Origin of the sequence: Pseudoflavitalea rhizosphaerae, assembly GCF_003991355.1 — a bacterium.
GTDB lineage: Bacteria > Bacteroidota > Bacteroidia > Chitinophagales > Chitinophagaceae > Pseudobacter > Pseudobacter rhizosphaerae.
On the sequence record NZ_RCSU01000020.1, the window covers coordinates 31,412 to 50,602 of the forward strand.

Annotated in this window: 14 protein-coding genes; 3 read left to right on the forward strand and 11 right to left on the reverse strand. The window is 47.4% G+C overall.

What is annotated here, in order from left to right; genetic code table 11:
- Positions 1–22: 22 nt before the first annotated feature.
- Genes D9Y29_RS24615 through D9Y29_RS24640 form a run of 6 tightly spaced genes read right to left on the reverse strand, consistent with a single transcriptional unit; the run spans position 23 to position 9,622 of the window.
- Positions 23–1,132 carry a metallophosphoesterase gene (locus tag D9Y29_RS24615; protein WP_127132910.1) on the reverse strand — a complete coding sequence of 370 codons (1,110 nt, stop codon included), beginning with the start codon at positions 1,130–1,132 and terminating at the stop codon, positions 23–25.
- A 12-nt stretch (positions 1,133–1,144) separates the two neighbouring features.
- Positions 1,145–2,062, reverse strand: coding sequence for an endonuclease/exonuclease/phosphatase family protein (locus D9Y29_RS24620; RefSeq protein WP_127132911.1), 918 nt, complete (start codon positions 2,060–2,062; stop codon positions 1,145–1,147).
- Between the two features lie 12 nt (positions 2,063–2,074).
- Positions 2,075–3,463 carry an FAD-dependent oxidoreductase gene (locus D9Y29_RS24625; protein WP_127132912.1) on the reverse strand — a complete coding sequence of 463 codons (1,389 nt, stop codon included), beginning with the start codon at positions 3,461–3,463 and terminating at the stop codon, positions 2,075–2,077.
- A 12-nt stretch (positions 3,464–3,475) separates the two neighbouring features.
- On the reverse strand, positions 3,476–4,717 hold the full coding sequence (locus tag D9Y29_RS24630; protein ID WP_127132913.1) for an MFS transporter: 1,242 nt from the start codon (positions 4,715–4,717) through the stop codon (positions 3,476–3,478).
- A gap of 34 nt (positions 4,718–4,751) precedes the next feature.
- Positions 4,752–6,521: a RagB/SusD family nutrient uptake outer membrane protein gene (locus D9Y29_RS24635; RefSeq protein WP_127132914.1), complete on the reverse strand. Its 1,770-nt coding sequence runs from the start codon at positions 6,519–6,521 to the stop codon at positions 4,752–4,754.
- A gap of 5 nt (positions 6,522–6,526) precedes the next feature.
- A complete protein-coding gene (locus D9Y29_RS24640) occupies positions 6,527–9,622 on the reverse strand; it encodes a SusC/RagA family TonB-linked outer membrane protein (protein ID WP_127132915.1) in 3,096 nt (1,031 codons plus the stop codon).
- Between the two features lie 407 nt (positions 9,623–10,029).
- Between D9Y29_RS24640 and D9Y29_RS24645 the strand changes: the two genes are divergently transcribed.
- Positions 10,030–10,797: a DeoR/GlpR family DNA-binding transcription regulator gene (locus tag D9Y29_RS24645; protein ID WP_127132916.1), complete on the forward strand. Its 768-nt coding sequence runs from the start codon at positions 10,030–10,032 to the stop codon at positions 10,795–10,797.
- Positions 10,798–10,887: 90 nt separating this feature from the next.
- Here the strand turns inward: D9Y29_RS24645 and D9Y29_RS24650 are convergent, their stop codons facing one another.
- Entirely contained in the window at positions 10,888–11,733 is an 846-nt protein-coding gene (locus tag D9Y29_RS24650; protein ID WP_127132917.1) for a CvfB family protein, read from the reverse strand.
- A 50-nt stretch (positions 11,734–11,783) separates the two neighbouring features.
- The gene (locus tag D9Y29_RS24655; RefSeq protein ID WP_127132918.1) at positions 11,784–12,170 is read right to left on the reverse strand and encodes an RDD family protein; all 387 of its coding nucleotides are present in this window, start codon (positions 12,168–12,170) and stop codon (positions 11,784–11,786) included.
- 147 nt (positions 12,171–12,317) lie between these two features.
- On the opposite strand from D9Y29_RS24655, the gene D9Y29_RS24660 reads away from it, so the two are divergent.
- Both D9Y29_RS24660 and D9Y29_RS24665 read left to right on the forward strand, forming a co-directional pair.
- The gene (locus D9Y29_RS24660; protein ID WP_127132919.1) at positions 12,318–12,974 is read left to right on the forward strand and encodes a phosphatase PAP2 family protein; all 657 of its coding nucleotides are present in this window, start codon (positions 12,318–12,320) and stop codon (positions 12,972–12,974) included.
- Positions 12,952–14,457, forward strand: coding sequence for an ArnT family glycosyltransferase (locus D9Y29_RS24665; protein ID WP_127132920.1), 1,506 nt, complete (start codon positions 12,952–12,954; stop codon positions 14,455–14,457). The genes D9Y29_RS24660 and D9Y29_RS24665 overlap by 23 nt, the downstream gene beginning before the upstream one ends.
- A 2-nt stretch (positions 14,458–14,459) precedes the next feature.
- On the opposite strand, the gene D9Y29_RS24670 is transcribed toward D9Y29_RS24665, so the two are convergent.
- The 3 genes from D9Y29_RS24670 to D9Y29_RS24680 are packed head-to-tail and all read right to left on the reverse strand — an operon-like array spanning position 14,460 to position 19,173.
- Entirely contained in the window at positions 14,460–15,980 is a 1,521-nt protein-coding gene (locus D9Y29_RS24670; protein ID WP_127132921.1) for a glycosyl hydrolase 53 family protein, read from the reverse strand.
- Between the two features lie 32 nt (positions 15,981–16,012).
- Positions 16,013–17,893 (reverse strand): heparinase II/III domain-containing protein, encoded by a 1,881-nt coding sequence (locus tag D9Y29_RS24675; protein WP_127132922.1) that lies wholly within the window; start codon positions 17,891–17,893, stop codon positions 16,013–16,015.
- A 23-nt stretch (positions 17,894–17,916) separates the two neighbouring features.
- Positions 17,917–19,173, reverse strand: coding sequence for a glycoside hydrolase family 88 protein (locus tag D9Y29_RS24680; protein WP_127132923.1), 1,257 nt, complete (start codon positions 19,171–19,173; stop codon positions 17,917–17,919).
- Positions 19,174–19,191: the final 18 nt, after the last annotated feature.

Below are 19,191 nucleotides of genomic sequence, written 5' to 3' on the forward strand. Positions count from 1 at the left end.
CGTATTTGGTTTCTATGTTGACTTAATCGAATGTGAACGTGTACTCGTTCCTGTTATCTTTCTTCCAGGCATTGGGCCTGCTTGTTGGCGAGATGCCGAACAAGGGAGAAAATGTTTTCACTTTTACAGTTTTTCCATCGGGGAAAAATTCGATGATGCGCAACCAGCCGTCACCTCCATTTCCTTCGCGGTGTCCGCCGCCCATCGATTGTGCGTCGAACAGGATCTGGTGAACAGATTTGCCGGCAGCGTTCTTGTCTTTTCTATAACCTTCACCGGAAATATGACCGCACAATACCATTTCGATATTGGAAGAAGGCTGCACTGCTTTCTCCCAGATCTGCTGTCCATTGTTGGCATTGGGAAGCGGGATGCGCGGTCCCTTTTGGATCATATTGTCAACATTATATGGTTCCCACCAGATCCATCGTGGCTGGCCTGTTGTGCGCTGGTCCTTTGCATTCAGGTATTCATGTGTGGCCAGGATCACCCTGTGGTTCTTGTATTGCGAAAGCGCCGCTACTTTCTTTACCCAGGTAACCACCGTATCCCTGGGTGCATATTCAGCGGTGATGAAGAGATAATCCTTTCCGTTCAATCCTTTCAACTCGTAAGCGGAGTTCTCAAGGGTTGGCTGTCCCTGTTCATTCCTTGTATTTTGAACGAGGTATTTCTGATTGAGCCAGTTCTTTTCAGTAAAAAAGAACTGACTGTATAATGATGTGCGGTTCCCCAGCCTGTCGATACTGTAATCATGATTGCCGGTTGCAGCGATATAGGGGACCTTGCCATCCAGTTTGCTGAAGGCTTTTGACACGTAGTCCCACTGGCCTTTGGAGGTGATATCTCCATCATAATCGTTGGTGATCTTTCCATCGTTCTCCACCAGGTCGCCCACCTGCACCACGAATTTAATATTAAGAGTATCGATATTGTCCACTATCCAGGCCATCATCAGGTCTATCAATGGCTGGTTCCTTTGCCATTTCACATAGTTCTGTAAATCGGGCACCATGATCAGGCTCCAGGAGCCTTTCTGCGTCAGCGCGGGCTTCTGGTATTTTTCCTGAGCAAAAGCGCCGGATGTTACCAGCAACAACAGTAATAAACAACCGAAAATGCTCTTCTTCATTGCTAATATTTTTTAGTCGATAACAAAGTCTGCCTCTAAAAAGAAATGATCACTGGGGAATTTGCCATTCACATCATCTTTGATGATGGATGCATTGGCAGGTTTGATATTTCCGCGGTACCAGATATAATCGATCCTCCCTTTCGAAGAGGCTTTATCATATTTCGTTCCCTGGAATTCATGTCCGGTATGCCCGGCTTCTTTTTGACCATGAATGGTTTCATAGCTTTCTTTCCAGCCACCGTTACGAACAGACTCGAATACTTTGCTGTCGAATCTGGTATTGAAGTCTCCGGTGAGGATCTGAATGAAGTCCGGCAGGTATTGTGCACTTTCGTCCACCACCATTTTGGCTTGTTGGATCTTCGCTTCAGCTGAAATATGGTCCAGGTGCAGGTTTACGATCCTCAGTTCCTTTCCTGTTTTCTTGTCTTTTAATCTAATCCAGTTCGCATGTCTTGCCCTGGCTGTTTCCCAGGATTTGCTTCCTGCTACCAATGGTGTTTCAGAAAGCCAATAAGTGCCGCCAGTGAGTAATTCATAGCGGTCTTTGGAAAACATAATTGGATTTTTGGCAATGCCATGATAGCCTGTTGGATGCGCATCCATCTCAGGGCCATCGAAACCGAACAACTGGAAGGAGGTAAAATGTTTTTTGAGATCATCGGACTGCACTTTCAACACTTCCTGCAAACAAATGATGTCCGGTTTTTTGCTGCCGATCACTTTCAGACAGATATCTCTTCTTGCCGACCAGCCCACACCTTTGGCTTCGTCTTCATCCAATGCTACGCGGATATTAGCGGTGAGTACGCGGTGTGCGCCGGTTTTGGCAGATGCAGGGCTGCTTTCCCTGGCGAAAGCGGGCAACGCAGGCAGCAAAGCTGCTGCGCTCATGCCTTTTAGAAATTTTCTCCTTCCGGTTGACATGCTTTATCAGTTTTATGCGAGTGCTTCTTTTTCGATACGCAGGTAAGCGCCTTTTTCAAGCAGCTCTTTCTGTAATTTTTTTACATCGATATCAGCAGGCTGAACACCTTGTCTCACGGCCATCTTAGCAGCACGGCCAGCGGCTTCGCCCATCGCCATGCAAGGCGCCATTACGCGAATGGCAGACATTGCTTCATGTGTGGTGGAAATACAACGACCTGCAACGATCAGGTTCTTTACTTTCTGAGGGATGAGGGAACGATAGGGGATATCGTAACAATCGCCACACCACTCCAATGTACAACCGCCGCCCTGCGGGTGATGGATATCGAGCGGATAGCTCGCCACTGCGATAGCATCATCAAAATGCTGGCAGGCCATGATATCTTCGCGGGTCATGGTGTATTGTCCCTGAATGCGTCTTGTTTCGCGGATACCGAGGAATGGAGCGGTTTTCAGGAAGTAAGCGTTCTCAAATCCCGGTACGTATCCGATGAGGTATTTCTGAATATCCAGGATCTGGTGACGGCCTTCGATCTCGCCATGGGTAAGGCTTCCGGGATCGGTGCCATTCACGCCGCTAACGCGGGTCATGTTCACCCATACTTCGCCTTTGCGCAGGCCGGTGATCAGGATGGTTCGTTCAGTGGTGAGGGTTAGTCCATCGTCCTGCGCCTGCTTGATCAGGTTGCGCATGCCTACCAGTACAAACTGGTTATTCTGTCCAAAATATTCGGCGGGGATAAAATCAGTGAGGTAGGTGCGAGGTTCATTGGCAATGCTGGTGCGCAGTTTTTCTGTATCCACGCCGCCCAGACAGAACATCAGGGTTGGAGGCTGAACACCGCCGTTCTCGTTCCCATATTCACAGGGCACGCCTGCACGATAAGCCACATCCGCATCACCACTACAATCGATAACAGTTTTGGCAAGGATCACTTCACGGCCAGCTTTGCTTTCGATGATCACACCTTTCAGTTCATCTTTTTCCATCACAACGCCGGCGCAGAAAGCGTAGAACAAAACTTCCACTTTGCTTTCCACCAGCATCTGGAGCGCCACTGTCTTCACAGCTTCGGGCTCCACCAACGTGAGGCTCATGTGTAAAGGGCAGGGACGATGTTCGCTGGAAGCCTGCACAGCTTTCAGCCTGTCGATCAGTTTTTGCGGAAGCCCTTTGATGATCTGGTTTCCCTTTTGTCCGAGGAAGCCGAGGATGGGCAATCCGATGGTCATGTTACCACCCACAAAGCTGCGGCTCTCCACCAGCATTACATTCAATCCATCTTCGGCTGCGGCCAGTGCGGCCATGATCCCTGAAGGTCCTCCGCCAATCACCAGTATATCTGTTTCTTTCCTCACATTGAGTTCCCTGGCTGGCTCTGCGATTGTTTTTATCATCTGACTTATATTTTATGTTTTTGCTTTTGGTTTTTCCGGACGCACCATCGTCCATAAGATCAGCACGGCAATTGGATGCAGGAATGCCATAGCGATGAATATTTTTTCGGCGCCCAGTGTTCCCATGAACTGTCCAACGAAATAGTTGAACAACACAGCGCCCAATGCGCCAAAGCCGCCGGCAATGCCGAGTACACTGGCAACATTCTTAACAGGAAAAGCTTCTGCCACCACAACGCTGATCGTGAATAACCAGCTCAGGCATGCGATGGCTACAATGCTAAATACAGCCAGTGTTGCCCATGCGCCACCGAGGTAAGGCGTGAGTGCGCATAAAGGACTGAGCACAGCAACTCTTGTCAGCATCACTTTTCTTGCCCTTAACGGATCGTATCCTTTTTTTACCAATTTATCGGACCAGGCGGAAGTGCCGATGGCTCCCAGGTCTGCGAACAGGAAGGGTATCCATCCGAACATTCCCACCTGAGCGAGCGTGAGACCTGATTCTTCCTGTAAATAGCCCGGCAACCAGAACAAACAGAAATACCAAACCGGATCACTCACAAATCTTATCAGCAAAATGCCCCAGAGACTTTTTGTAGTCCACAACTGTTTCCACTCAAACGCTACTGTTGGTTCGCCGGTACCGGAAGTTGTTGCTTCCTTCATGATATGCGGCGGAGGATCACGATAGATCAGCTTCCATAGGATCGCAATCAGAATGCCGATAGCGCCCATGGTGATGAACGCTACTTTCCAGCTGTAGGTAATGGCCAGCCATGCAATGGCGGGTGGAGCGATAATGGCCCCGATAGAACTGCCCGCTACGCAAAGACTATTTGCAGTTGCGCGCAGTTTACCGGGGAACCATACTGCAATTACTTTCAACTGGGCGGGGAAATTGGTGGGTTCCGCAGCACCCAGTAATCCGCGGAAGAAACCGAACTGCCCGATGGTCCTGGACAGGCCGCCGCCAATGCAGGCCAACGACCAGGTAATGATCCCCCAGAACATCACCAGGCGCGCACCGAACCTGTCTACCATCCAGCCCGTGATGGGATACATCACGGCATAACAAATGGTAAAGATGTTCAGGATCCAAGCGTAGCCACTGTCGTCCAAGCTGAATTCTGACTTGAGCATTGGTTTTAAGATCGACACAATCTGCCTGTCTACATAGTTGAACACTATGGCCAGGAAAATAATGGCAACAATAAACCAACGTCTCTTTTCAGGGCTAAGCAATGTTTTCATTCCACGCGATTAAATGATCTGTATAAAACGCTTCTTATTTGTATCCTGGATTTTGCTCCAACTTCTTGTTGGCATCCATTTCAGATTTGGGCACAGGCCACAATTCATCTTTGTTCTCCTGGTACACTACCTGTTGGGTAGTGAAATATTTTACTGCTTCTGCATGATTGTAGATCGGCGTATAGCTTTCATCGAAACCGGTAATCACTTCCTTTGTCCAGGCTTTTGCATCCCTGTTAAGGTAGATCACTCCGTTCATTACTGTTTTGGCAATATTCCAGCGACGGAGATCGTACCATCTCAGGCCATCATTAGCCAGTTCCACTTTACGCTCATAGCGCAGCGCTTTCCGCAGCTCCGCCTGTGTAAGGCCCGTTGGCAATTCAGGCATTTTAGCACGGCGACGGATCTTATTGATAGCTTCATATACTGTGTTATCGATATCATTGTCTTCAATCTTCGCCTCTGCATACAGCAACAGCAATTCAGCAAAACGGAAGATGCCCACATTCAGGTCGGACACACCGCTCACAGAAGTAGAACTGAAATCAGCCAGATCGATAGGCTTGCGCCAGAGGTATCCGCTGAAAGACCTGTAAGCATTGGTGGCATCGTTATTGGCCACATTGGGAGCCGTTGGCGAAGTACCATTGATCACCGGCCAGTAATTCTTTACCTGGGGGAAGCTGGTAGCGGGTTCAAACTGGTAACCAACAAACCTGGAATGCGGACGCGCGCAATACATGTCCAGCCTGGGATCGCGGTTCTCGAATGGTTTGGAGGCATCGTATTTGGGAGATTCCGTAATTGGCAGTCCGTCATCACACTGGAACGTATTGATGAGGTCTTGTGTCGGCCCCCAATAGCAAACACCTTTGCCCAAACGTGATGCAGAATAGTATTGCTGGTTATGCGTATTGCCGGGAATATTCATATTGTACTCGGCTACCCAGATCCATTCTTTGCTGGATTTAAAACCCGCATGTCCGAAGATGTTAGACGGGTCCGGCTCTCCAACAGTATGGTCTTTCCCTACAAAATCAATGGAGCTGTTGAATTCAGTGAGCTCATGAACGCCGGCTGAAAGTGTAATGGCAGTATTGGCGGCTGTTGCAGCATCTTTATATTTTTTCGCATATAGCGCCACCCTTGCTTTCAGCATATAGGCCGCAACGCGTGATGCCCTCACATTGCCGAACTGTGATTGAGAAATGGGGAGTTTATCAGCTATTGCTGTGAGCTCATCCAGGATGAATTGTTCCACTTCCGCTTTGGGTGATTGTGGCACACTGGCATTGCTCAGGTCAACTGAATGCGTAAGCAAGGGTACACCGCCGTACAGCTCGATCAGTTGTGAATAGCAATAAGCGCGCACAAAGCGGAGCTCAGCATCCAGTTGATCATAGGCAGTTTCCGTCATGCTGCTTTTTATCTTCTCCAAATTATCCAGCACAGTATGACAGCGGGCAATGGTTTGATAATGCAATTGCCAGGGTTTATTGGCCAGGGCATTGTCTGTTGTGATAGCACTGGTAATGGGTGAGGTGTAATTGTTTCCCGGCCTTGCATACCCGATATCAGTGATATTGTCCATTACATGCCAGATAGGCGTGTTGGACGCATCCAGTCTGCTGATGTTCTGATATGCCCCGAACAATCCCATTTCCGCTTCTTTTGCATTGGCAGGGAATGCTCCGGTAGATGGACCGTTGAGTGAAATAAGATCGGGTTTGCAGGAATTCAGGGTGATGATGGCCCCGATTGTAACTGCCGCAACCTTTGTTATATTATTAATGCGTTTCATTGTTCTTAGAATTTAATGTCAATACCAAATGTGAAGACCTTAACCTGTGGATAGAAGTTTCCTCCTCCCAATGCCACACCATCAGATGCGTCTGCATCGAAGTTGATCTCAGGATCGTATCCTTCGTAGAAATTGGTTTTGGTGAAAACGTTCTGTCCATTCACATAGATAAATGCTTTCTGCAAGCCTACCTTTTTCAGCAGCGTCTGAGGGATCTCATATCCGATCTGTACATTCTTCAAACGGAGATAAGCTGCACTGCGCATCCACAAAGTGGAGTTCTGGGTGTTGTTGGTAGAAGTAACAGATACGCGGGGTAAAGAGGCATCTGTGTTTTCCGGCGTCCAGTAATCCAGTTGCCATGGTTTGATAGCGCTGGAATTGGCAGCAGGGATCACATAGTGCGAGTTCAGGTAGCCATCTACTTTACCAACACCCTGTACAAAGGCGCTCAGGCGAAACCCTTTCCATCCGAGATCGAGGTTACCGCCATAAGTGTAGCGGGGGATGGTGCTGCCGATGATCACTTTGTCGGCGTCTGTGATTTTACCATCTGGTGCAGGTTTGCCATCAGGACCCGTTGCGCCTGCAATGTCTTTGTAACGAACATCACCGGGCTTCAGGGTTCCGATCTGTGTGGGACCGTTATTGATCTCTTCCTGTGATTGATACAAACCATCAGCAATATAACCATAGATAGAATTGATGGAATAGCCTTCCTGCTGACGGAGAAGATCACCTGAAGTTTGTCCTTTCATATCGATGATCTTATTCTTCACATCGGAGAGGTTGAATCCAACGCCGAATTGGAAATCGCCCCACCTGTTATCGTACCTGGCAGACACTTCCCAGCCTTTGTTGGAAACAACTGCGGCATTTTGATATGGAGAAGCAAGTCCTGTAAGCTGAGAGGTATTCAACTTGAGCAGGATGCCATCGGTTCTTTTATCGTAGTAATCGAAGGTTAGGGAGAATTTGTTGAACAGGTTTGCATCAAATCCGATGCCTTTCATTTCTGTTTCTTCCCAGCGGAGATTTGGATTGGAAAGCGTGGTCTGCGTGATCATCTGGTAGATATTTCCACCCATGGAAACACTGCTCAGCGATAAGGCTTCTGCAAAAGGATAATAGGAGTTGCCGATATTCTGGTTACCGAGCTTACCCCATGACCCGCGGATCTTCAGCATGTTCACAACAGGACTGAATTTATCCCAGAAGTCTTCTTTTGAAACCAACCAACCTGCAGAGAAGGACGGGAATGCTGCCCAGCGGTTATCTCCTGCAAAACGCGAAGTGCCATCGTACCTCAAATTGGCTTCAAACAGGTACTTGCCATTGAAGTTGTAGTTGAACCTGCCGAAACCTGAGATGAGGATCCATTGGTTCTGGGTGCCGTTATTATCTTTTGTTGCGTCGTCTGCACCTGCGGTGAGTTGCTCATAGTTGTCGTACACGAAATCCCTTCTGTAACCGGAGAGGAGTTTTTCGTCGTAGGTTTCTCTTGAGGTGCCGGCCATCAGGCTGAAGTTGTGATCGCCGAAACTCTTTTGTGCCGTGGCCTGGAACTGGTAAGTGCCATAGAAATATCGGATGGCGGACTCTGTAAGTTCCGTGAAAGTATTGGCTGCACCTGCTTCTGAGCCATCTTCATAAAAAGTGGGTACACTTTTCCTGAAAGTATGCACATTGGCGGTCAGGTAACGTGGTGCAAACATACCGGTGAGTGATAACCAGTCAACCGGTTTGAAGTTCACGCTGAGATTTCCGTAGAACTCCAGTCTGTTTGTCTTGCGGTTGCCGCCGTCCTGGATATACCCTACGGGGTTGATCTTTACCCAGCCATCGGACCATTTGTCGCCATAACGGATGGGGATATTCGTAGGCATCCTTCCCAGGTAATTCCAGATGGTGCCTTCATCGGCGATCTGTTTCCTGTTCTTGTTTGTCACCGCAACGTCAGCCTTGATATTCCATTGTTTGTTGGGTGTGATATCGAGGTTATTGCGGAAGATATAGCGTTTGAAATTGGTGTTTTTGATTATGCCTTCCTGGTCAGTGTAGCTGAAGGAAGGGTTCACGCGAACGATACCGCTATTGGCCATCAGTGAAATGAAGTGGTTTTGCATCAATCCGCTTCCATCGAGGATGGCATCCTGCCAATCGTAATTTTTGGGATCGGCCTCATATTTCTTTCTGAAGGCTTCGATGTCTTCGTCGCTATAGATCTTGATATTGTTATCGTTCATGCTGGCGTCGTTGAACACCTTCATGTAGGTGAGGCCATCCGTTACTTTGGGAATATCGGTGGGTGATTGTTTGCCTACAAATCCGCGGTAGTTCACTGATAATTTATCTTTTGCTCTCTTTGTGGTGATGAGGATCACACCATTGGCAGCGCGGGAGCCATAGATGGCGGAGGAGGCAGCATCTTTCAATACAGAAATAGACTCGATGAGGTTAACATCGATATCATCGATGGAACCAGCTACTCCGTCTATGATCACCAGCGGGTTACTGCTGGAGCCTCCGAAGGAGTTGATACCCCTGATGCGGATCTGTCCTCCATCTCCGCCGGGGGAACCGGTCTGCGATGTAACGGTTACGCCTGGGGCAAGCCCCTGTAATGCGTTGGAGGTGGATGTGTTGGGGCGTCTTTCAATTTGTTGACTACCGATCACAGAAACGGATCCGGTGAGGTTTCCTTTTTTCTGTGTGCCGTAGCCCACCACCACTACTTCGTTGAGTCCGGCCACATCTTTCTTAAGTGCGACATTAATAATAGTGTTGTTGGCGATGGTCATTTCTTTTTCCAGGTAACCAACTGCAGAAAAGACCAGTGATGCTGCGGAAGCGGGCACATTCAGTGTAAACTCACCTTCGGCATTGGTGGTAGTGCCTGAGCCGGTGGGTCTAACGCTGATGCTCACCCCTTCGAGGGGTTTGTTTTGTTCGTCGGTAATTTTTCCGGTGATCTTTTTTGTCTGTGCAGCAGCTGGCACAGCAAAGAGAAGGAGCCAAACCAGGCCTGGGAGCCAAATTCCGGTTATTTTCCGGAAGGCGCTTTGCAGCTGAGTAATGGCAAAGCAGAGATTTTTTTTCATATCAGCTTTTAGTTTTTTGATGCTTACTAATTTTTTCCTCGGCCATCAACCCTCTTAAATTTTGTTTCATTTCAGTTAAAAAGAATTAATGTTTTGCAAAAGAATGATCAGGAATTAAACAAAACATTACCTGTTTGTAAACAAATTATTATGAATTGAGGCTTGGAAAAGAGCAATCGTGGTAGAATTTGGCTCAGAAAACCCGATATTTGCTTTCATTTGAGCCGTGAACCTTAACCAAATGTAAAGTAATTTAACTAAATTAAACAATATTAAATAAAAAGAAAGGAATTTAAAGTGTAGTGTGCCGGAAAGCTGTTGATATTTTTTACCAAATCGTAAACTCTTTGCAAGACTTTGAAAATATTAGGAAATATTGGCAATTTTGTGAAATATAACTTTATTGTATGAAAACGATCACAGACAGGCATCAGTTCATCCTGAAGAAACTAGCGGAAAAGGGGCAGGTAAGCATTCCCCAACTGATGGATGAAATGAAAGTGAGCGGTGTTACCATCCGGAAAGACCTGAAGCTGTTGGAAGAAAAAAAGCTCCTCTTCCGCACCCGCGGCGGAGGCTCCATCAACAATCCTTACGCTATCGAGCGACCCATCGATGAAAAAGAGTTTATCAAATCCGATGAAAAGAAGAAGATAGCGAAAGCCGCCCTTGGCCTCATCGGTCAGAACGACTCCATTATAATAGGATCAGGCACTACTGTTTTTGAAGTAGCCCGGCAACTGCATCCCGAAAAAAGATTGATCGCTATCACACCTGCATTGAAAGTAGCGCTGGAACTGATCAACCGTCCGAATGTTGAAATACTGCAGCTGGGCGGCCTCGTGCACCAAAGCTCATCCTCCACAGCAGGATCTTTTGCCGAAAGGGTTTTGGACGAACTCACCTGCGGAGTGCTCTTTATTGGCGTAGATGGCATCGACCTGGAACATGGACTTACCATCACCAATATCGTGGAAGCGAGCCTGAATCAGAAAATGATCAAACTGGCGCAGACAGTAGTGGTTTGTGCAGACAGTTCAAAATTCGATCGCAGGGGACTGGGAAAGATCTGCAACCTGGATCAGATCGATTATATCATTACAGATGGAGAAGTGAGCAGGGAAACGGTAAATAAGATCGAGAAGGCAGGTGTGAAAGTGGTGATAGCGGAATAACCATTGCTGTAGTAGCATTTCAAAAATAAACCCGGACAGTAGAATAATGCTGTCCGGGTTTTATATGAAAAATGATACAATAATTTTGCTCTATTGCTCTATCAGCTTGATCCCTGTTTGTGTAAATTCTATCTTCCTCGCTTTGTACAAATTACCCGTCGTCATCTTAAAGACCTTTTTACTCATTCCGAAGAACTCATAAATATATTCCGGGCTTGATTTATCATTGTATGGCAGATAGCCGTTGTTCTCTTCCAGCAATCGTAATACTTTGCCTGTTTCGTCTTCCACGCGCTGGTAGCCAGGTTTTCCAACACCTACGTCGATCTTATTTTCTTCCCGGATGTTCTTGATATAGCCTTTAACTTTATCGCCTACCGTGATCTGCTGGAAAATATCATTGAAGTGAAGAACGCCAGTGTGCTTGTTGTTGATGATGACAGCATAGCCGATATCCGTTCTCCGGTAGATCAACAAGTCTACTTGTTCCAGTTCTTTTACTGTCAGCAGATCATTGGACAAACCATGTTCTATTTTTTCAGTTGCCGCTACGCGGCCTGTCTGTTCATCCAGGAAGATCTTCACCAGGTAGCTGCCGCCAACGCGCATACCGGTCAACTGTTTTGATTTGGGAACGAAAATATCTTTCATCAAACCCCAGTCCATAAATGCGCCATGCGGCGTAACTGAAACTACGGGCAGGTAAACGATATCGCCCACAACGCCCTTTGGGCGCTGGGTGGTGGCAATCAGGCGGTCTTCAGAATCGTGATAAACAAATACATTCAGTGTATCGCCTACTTTCACGCCTTCCGGAATGAATCTTTTTGGCAGCAGCACAACATCCTTACCCTCCCCCAGGTACATGCCGAAATCGAATGCACGGGCCACTTTTAAACGATTGAACTCTCCAACTTTTATCATGCTGTCTGCCATAAACCGGTTTTGTGCAAAGAAACAGCAATTTGGTAAGACAAGAATAAATCTTATGCCCTGACCAAAACACTTCCAACAGCCATATCATGCATAGCTCTTCTTTCCGGATTTGAATTGATGGTAAGAAATGATATCCAGCCCAGGCATAGCTTCATTATGTACCTGAACAGAGCCTGAACAATATTGATCCTGCTGCTTGCATTTCCATATCTTCTGACGCGGATGCCCATGATAAGATTGCCCATTGTTGCGCCAATGGCTGTACACAGCGGTTCATATACGATCCATATGGCAATGAAAATGCTGATCCGGACCCAGTCCGGAGGATTGTTTGCCCTGTCAAGCAGATTGGCTGCAAGAATAGTAGCTCCGATAAGCAGAATCAAGTCGATAAAAGTAGACTTGATGCGGTCTGCAAGCAATGGGTAATTTTCCATATTCAGGTTTTAAGGGCCAGATGGGGCTGAATACTGGCGAAGTACAAACTTTGAACACCTCAATCGTTTCTTTTGTTATCAATCCCGTAACAGTACCATAAAATTCAGATAGCATACCAGCGATACTTTTGGGCGCAACTCAACCATATGCCCAACAACCCTGGAAATCTTTTCAAGCAGTACACATTGATCCTGATCTGCCCGCTTCTCCTGATCCTGTGCTGCTTCACCAAAACCACTTCATTCCTTGGCGCTAATTTTTTTCATTGTCCATTACTGGATTGGTGGTTCACTCACTTCACGCATCTTGGAGATGGCATTGTAGTGATCCTGCTGGTTAGCTGTTACTTCATTGTGAAGAAAACCACGCTCGCAATAAAGCTGCTGGTCACATTTCTTTTTTCGGGTCTGCTTGTACAATTGCTCAAGGCTTTGTTCCAGGCTCCGAGACCCAAAACATTCTTTCCGGAAAATTTCTACCAATATTTCATCGAAGGGGTTACACACAGCGGCTTTGCCAGTTTCCCATCCGGGCACACCACAACTGCCTTTGCAGTAGCAGCCATGCTCAGCATGAATACTGGCAGCAAGCCTGTTTGCATCCTTAGTTTCGTAGCAGCCATCCTGGTCGGTTACTCACGCATTTACCTGGGTCAGCATTTTGTTGAAGATGTGGCAACGGGCATTATCATTGGCGTTGCCAGTTCCATCTTCATCGATCACGGTTATAAATCTTATATTGTAAAAGGAAGAGCCGCAAGAAAAAATCCATCCAACCGATATGAACGGCCTGCCGCCATCTGATCATAAAAGGAACACGGTCCTGCTGATCATTATTTCGTCCATTATCAGGTTATTGCTAAGTGGAATAGTGGAATTGAATAATGACGAAGTGTATTATTGGACTTACGCCAAAGCGCTTCAATGGAATTATTTCGATCATCCTCCGATGGTTGGTGTTTGCATCCGCTTTTTTACTGCCGGACTACATTGGAACCATGAGTTCTTCATTCGCCTGGCTTCCGTAATGGGTGCAGCCATCAGCACCTGGCTGATCTATCTTTCCGGCAGGTCCCTGAAAAATGAACTGACAGGCTGGATTGCCGCCTGCCTCTTCACCGCCTCTTTTTATAGCAGTGTTATTGCCGGACTGCTGATCCTGCCTGATTCTCCGCAAATGGTTTTCTGGATGCTGAGTGTATACCTGATGATCCGGATCACCGGCAGCAAGTCCGGCTCATTTATCAATGTCAGTCTTATCCTTCTTGGCATCAGCATCGGGCTTTGTACCCTGAGCAAGGTACATGGGATCTTCTGCTGGTTTGGGTTTGGCGGATATATCCTCTTTCACAAAAGAACCTTACTCAAAAATCCATTTCTCTACATCAGCGTCTTGATCACTTTGGGCATGCTGGCTCCATCATTCCTTTGGACCATCAGCAACAAAATGAGCACAGTGGATTATCATGGCAGCCGCATCCTCATCCGGCATTTTCAGTTCGACAGTTTTATCAGGGAATTACTCGGGTCCTTTGCTTACAATAACCCGTTGAATGTAATTCTGCTGGTTGCTTCATTGATTGCGCTTAAATGGAAAAATTATTCCCTGGTCCTCTGGCTGGGCCTTCCATTAGTCCTGACAGTACTCTTCCTTTCCCTTTTCAACGATACATTGCCGCATTGGAGCGGCCCTGCCCACAGTACATTGATACTGCTGACAGCCGCCCACCTCAGTGAGGTCAATTCACGAAAAGTAAAAAAATGGACAACCGCCAGTATCAGCCTCACAACAATGGCGCTGCTCATGGCGGTCTGCATCATCAATTACTGGCCCGGGACCCCTGGCAGCAAATCAATGCCCGAATTTGGAAAAAATGATATTACCCTCGATATGAGTGGCTGGCGTGCTTTCGGAAAAGACTTCAGTAGGTTGTATAAAGATGAAAAGAATCCCGCAAAAGACAGTCCCCGCTTCATTTTCAGCAATTACTGGTTTCCGGCAGCCCATCTCGATTTCTATGTGGCCCGCCCCCTGGGCCTTCACCTGAAAGCCGTTGGCGATATCAATGCGATCCACCATTTCGCCTGGCTGAATAAAAAGCTTCCGGAACTGAAGCCTGGAGAAGACGCTTACTATATCGGTATTTCCAATTTTTATGAGCCCGTTCCGGAAGCAATAACAAAACAATTCAGCGAAGTGACCGAGCCCATTTCAATTCCACAAACAAGAAATGGAAAACCTGCCAGGTATTTCTATGTGTACAGATTGAAGGGATATCAACCTTAGCATCACTGCTTCCAGAACTCTACATCGTCCATACTGCACCAGGCCGCATTACCGGCAGTCTGTAATCCGATCGTGCACTGGCCGTTCGTTACATTGATGTTCTGGACCTTCACTTTCTTCCAGCCTGGACCTACAGAGATATTCTGATTGATCTGGGCGCCGCCAAAATCTTTCGCGAACAGATAATTGCTCACCATCGCCACAGGACTCACTACCCATGCCTGGAAAGTATACAGCCCATTGCTCAGGCCAGTGATGGTTTGACTGGTGGCAACATTGTAAGCGCTGCTTTTCCAGTGTGTCAGACGAAATGAACCGTAATGCGGATTGGATTCCGTGTAATTGGCGTCGGGATTACTGCCTGTGGTGGTCCAACCGGTTGGACTGGTTACGGCAGTAGTGTCCAGTTCGAAGCCGGGATTTTTCACGAAAGAAAATCCGTCCATCCCTACTGTGGGGGATTTGAGCGTAGCATGAAAGACACTCCTGTTGGGCGCTGAATGATCATAAGATTCAGGCTCCCAGTAATACACGCCCAATCCATGATTGTCCGGAAGACTGTTCACATTACTGATCAAAGTGCTGATCATTGTTCTGGCCTGCTTTGGATCAGATTGAAAATAGCCGCACTCCGCAACTACCAGATCTTTATCGTATGTGTTCACCAGATCCTGCATATTGGCGAAGCTGCTGCTCATCACCGATGCATAATTGGAGGTAGGATAAACAGACAATCCGATCACATCAAAACTGGCGCCATTGCTGATCAAACCATCGAGTATGAATTTACAGTTGGCGTTATTGGTGCTTTTGGAAAAATGGACAATCACTTTGATATTGGGATCGAAAGTCTTTACTGCATTGTATCCTGCCTTATACAATTCTGAAAAATTGTACATATTGGCGGGCAGCTTTCCCAGGGGCCAGATCATACCGGAATCCACTTCATTACCCACCTGCACAAACGCAGGCGTGACGCCGTTTGCAGCCAGTTGAGCAAGGCAATCCGTAGTATGATTGGCCAAAGCCGTCTTCATTTGCAAAAGCGTATAGCCTGCCCATGCTGCCGGCGGATATTGCTGTTTAGGGTCCGCCCAATAATCACTGTAATGAAAATCGATCATCAGGTTCATGCCGGCATTCTTTGCACGCACGGCTTTGTTGATTACGTCTGCAATTCCATTATAATAATTCGGCGCAGCGGGGTTTACCCATACTCGCAGGCGAATAGCGTTGATATTCCTTTCTTTCAAAATGGAAAACAGGTCCTGCTGGTCAGTAGTATTGAAAAAAACGCGACCCTTGTTTTCCATTTCTGTGAGAAAGCCGATATCCGCGCCGCGAAGCATGTTGTAAGAATTGATGGAGAGTGTTGTTGTGTTGGCCGATCCCGTGTTGTCAGTGCCGGGAGGCGCCTGGTCTTTCGCGGGTTTGCTACAGCCTGCAAGCAGCAGGGTTCCGGCAAATAGTATCCTGATACGGCGCAGAGCAGAACCCTGGCCGTTGATGGCAAGTACATGCATAATCGTTTATTTTATGGATGAATGAAAATCAGTCACCATTGGTCCAGCGCCTTGAGGTCTGATCTTTTGATTGCGATGCCTTCTCCGGGTACCAGTATTACATTATAGGCAGTTTTCGTGTGAGCGGGAACGTTAATTTCAAATCCGATCAGGGTTGTACCGGGATTCACGGCATCATAGTTGTGAGGCGGATCGGTTCTCCAGGTTTGTAGTTTCACGCCAGGCAGCCCTGCCACACTGATGAAGAGTTTTTGTCCTTTGCTTTCAAGTTGCGCCTGGTGACCATCGATGGCAACCACTTTTGCTGGTGTGAGCATCGTCCAGCGGACCACGCAGTTACTATCTCCGCTCTCCAACTCATCACGCACTGTTACATATTGTTTATTGATGATGGCAATACCACGATGCGCATTTGCCAGGTCCTGCTTGTAAATGCTCCCGAGGTCAAGCACCGCGCGCGTATTCATTGAATCTTCTGAAAAGCTTACCAGTGGCGCATTTCCCTTTACCAGTTGATGATGCCCATTTACAGTGAGTGTGCTATGCGAATAATTGGAATAACGGAATACATCCCAGCGTTGAGAGCCCTGGCTCATATCCCAGATGCTCAGCCCGGCGGATTCGAGAGAATTATATTGCTGCATACCGAGATCGCAAGACCACCTGGATGCACCGGCATCCATCACAAATGAGCCGGCATCCATATGCCCATGACTAACGGAAGGCGATCCTCCCTTGAAGCCCACAAAAATGCCCTGATCTTTTTTCCAGTTTGTGCGCATCATCACTACCTGGTTGTCGCCTTTTCCTGCCCAGGTTTTCTGTGCGGGTTCAGTGATCTTTTCTGTTGCGATGCCTTTGCCCCAGATCATGGCTGCAGGCAGCAACCTGTTTGTTCTTGCATTGAACTTCGATTCCAGGAGATAAGTCTTTTCAACAAACAACAGGGTTGGGTCATTCAGTTTATCGGCAAACCAGAACATGGCCGGCTGCAGGCCTTCCAGGGAGCCGGCATCGGAATAATTGAATGGCGTTCCTTCCTGGCTGATCAGGTGCTGATAGAAAGATGCAGACTCCATAAAACCGGGCTGCTCATTCAGACCGAATGTTGTTCCGAATATTTTTTCGAGCGCACTGTTGAAAAACACATTGAAAGATGTTCCGTATCCCCAGTAGCTGTATCCTTCCTTATAATTGCCTGCAGGCGCATATTCTTTCATTGGTTTCACAATGCTGGCCACAGCGCGCTGCAGCAATTCCATTGTCACCTGCGGCTGGTCCTCATAAACAGCCAGGGCGCCAAAACTGATCCCTGCATTGCAGACCTGGTTCCAGTTATTGGTGCCGCGCAACCAGCCATTGTATTTTTTATCGAGCGAAGGATTGATGCCTTTCCCGATGATGGCTTTACTGATTATATTTTTCGATTTTTCTGAAAGGTCATGATAGAGCCAGTCGTACCCGATGGCAACAGCCATCGTCATTTCGGCCACATCCAGGAAGTGGTCAGGGTTCCAGTTGTTGAAATTGCAAACGGCCAGCATTTCCTCTTCGCATCGATTGAAGTATTTCTTCTTGCCGGTAGTGCGCCAGGCATAGCCCAGGAAGAAGATCCTGCGGAGCCCTTCGCGCGAAACCTGCAATAACCGCCTGCCGATCATCGTCCGTTCAACGGGATGTTTTTTTACGATGGAATCGCATTCCTTCAATATGGCATCATGTACATTTTTCCAAATTGCATTATTCCTGATCTCTGTTTTTATCCTTTCTTCTTCTCCTTTCAGCAATAGCAGTCGCGGGTGGCCCTGGATCTTTGTGGAGTCGATCAGGGGAGACTGGCCCTGTGAAACTGCTGCTATCAGCAGGATACTGATAAAGAACAAGGTAGATTTGATTTGAACGGGGATCTGCATGCGTTTCTTTTTACAACCTGAAATTATCGAATCGAAGCGGTATTGTTTTTTCCTAAAATTTGCTGGTAACGGTTCAGCGCTTCCAGATAATAGTAATCTGCATATACCAGGGGCACATCAATTTCAAATCCATGCGCGATGCTGCCCACACTGTGTTTCAGCAGAAAGCCCCCATTGGCGCCAGCCTCTGAACGGTAAACTTTTGAACTCAGTGAGTGCAGGATCCTTACACCGGCGTCTCTGTAGGCAGCGCCTTTTTTACCTGCCAGGTCACTTAGTTCCAGCAGGGCGGAAGCGGTGATAGCGGCTGCTGACACATCGCGGTAATTGGTAGGTGTCTGCGGTGCGCGCGAACGTACAGAAGGCGTATAGCCATTCTGGTTAGCATTGAAGTCCCAGTAACAGACTTTGTCGTTCGGCAGATTGGGGTGATTGATATAGAAATCGGCCATCTTCATGGCAGTTTTGAGATAGCGCGGATCTTTCGTTTCGCGATAGCTCATCGTGAAACCATAGATACCCCATGCCTGGCCGCGGGCCCAGGTGGAATTATTGGCATATCCCTGCACTGTTTCACGGCTCAGTACTTTTCCGGTTTGGGCATCATAGCAGACAACATGGTAGCAGCTACCATCTGCGCGAACCTGGTTCCTCAGCACATTATCTGCATGTGTGATGGCTATCTTTTTGAATTTCGGGTCTCCTGTAACTTTTGAAGCGAAGAAAAGCAGTTCCAGGTTCATCATATTATCGATGATCACGGGATAATTGTACCTGTTCTTACCATCCCAGGAGCCAAACATATTCCAGGAACGGATAACGCCGGTCTTTTCGCTGAAGCGGGTGCTTAAACTGGCTGCAGCCTGCACCAGAAGCGGTTTGTAGACCTCGTTACCGGTGAGCCGGTAAGCGTTGCCGTAACTGCAATACATCATGAAACCAAGATCGTGGTGCTCCGTGAAGGATTTCAGGGACTCCAGTTTGTTTGTCCATTCGATGGCTTGTTGTTTGATGGAATCATTTTTCGTTCCTTCATAGAGGTACCAGAGGCTGCCGGGAAAGAATCCGGAGGTCCACTCGTATTTGTTTGTCAGTTTCAATTTTCCATTTTCATCGATGGTGCGAGGGAACAGCGAATCATATTTATTGGCTTCTTCCAGCATCCCTTTGAGCTGAGACTGTGCAAAAGAAAAATTATCCTGCAAAAACTGTTGTTCATCATTCCGGATAAAGGCTGAACCTATCAACAGGCCAATCACCACAAAAATTTGGTATTTCATTGTTACGGTTTTATCACT

Coding starts and splice junctions, on each gene's coding strand:
- D9Y29_RS24615 (WP_127132910.1), bottom strand. CDS start 1,132: ATGAAGAAGAGCATTTTCGGTTGTTTATTACTGTTGTTGCTGGTAACA.
- D9Y29_RS24620 (WP_127132911.1), bottom strand. CDS start 2,062: ATGTCAACCGGAAGGAGAAAATTTCTAAAAGGCATGAGCGCAGCAGCT.
- D9Y29_RS24625 (WP_127132912.1), bottom strand. CDS start 3,463: ATGATAAAAACAATCGCAGAGCCAGCCAGGGAACTCAATGTGAGGAAA.
- D9Y29_RS24630 (WP_127132913.1), bottom strand. CDS start 4,717: ATGAAAACATTGCTTAGCCCTGAAAAGAGACGTTGGTTTATTGTTGCC.
- D9Y29_RS24635 (WP_127132914.1), bottom strand. CDS start 6,521: ATGAAACGCATTAATAATATAACAAAGGTTGCGGCAGTTACAATCGGG.
- D9Y29_RS24640 (WP_127132915.1), bottom strand. CDS start 9,622: ATGAAAAAAAATCTCTGCTTTGCCATTACTCAGCTGCAAAGCGCCTTC.
- D9Y29_RS24645 (WP_127132916.1), top strand. CDS start 10,030: ATGAAAACGATCACAGACAGGCATCAGTTCATCCTGAAGAAACTAGCG.
- D9Y29_RS24650 (WP_127132917.1), bottom strand. CDS start 11,733: ATGGCAGACAGCATGATAAAAGTTGGAGAGTTCAATCGTTTAAAAGTG.
- D9Y29_RS24655 (WP_127132918.1), bottom strand. CDS start 12,170: ATGGAAAATTACCCATTGCTTGCAGACCGCATCAAGTCTACTTTTATC.
- D9Y29_RS24660 (WP_127132919.1), top strand. CDS start 12,318: ATGCCCAACAACCCTGGAAATCTTTTCAAGCAGTACACATTGATCCTG.
- D9Y29_RS24665 (WP_127132920.1), top strand. CDS start 12,952: ATGAACGGCCTGCCGCCATCTGATCATAAAAGGAACACGGTCCTGCTG.
- D9Y29_RS24670 (WP_127132921.1), bottom strand. CDS start 15,980: ATGCATGTACTTGCCATCAACGGCCAGGGTTCTGCTCTGCGCCGTATC.
- D9Y29_RS24675 (WP_127132922.1), bottom strand. CDS start 17,893: ATGCAGATCCCCGTTCAAATCAAATCTACCTTGTTCTTTATCAGTATC.
- D9Y29_RS24680 (WP_127132923.1), bottom strand. CDS start 19,173: ATGAAATACCAAATTTTTGTGGTGATTGGCCTGTTGATAGGTTCAGCC.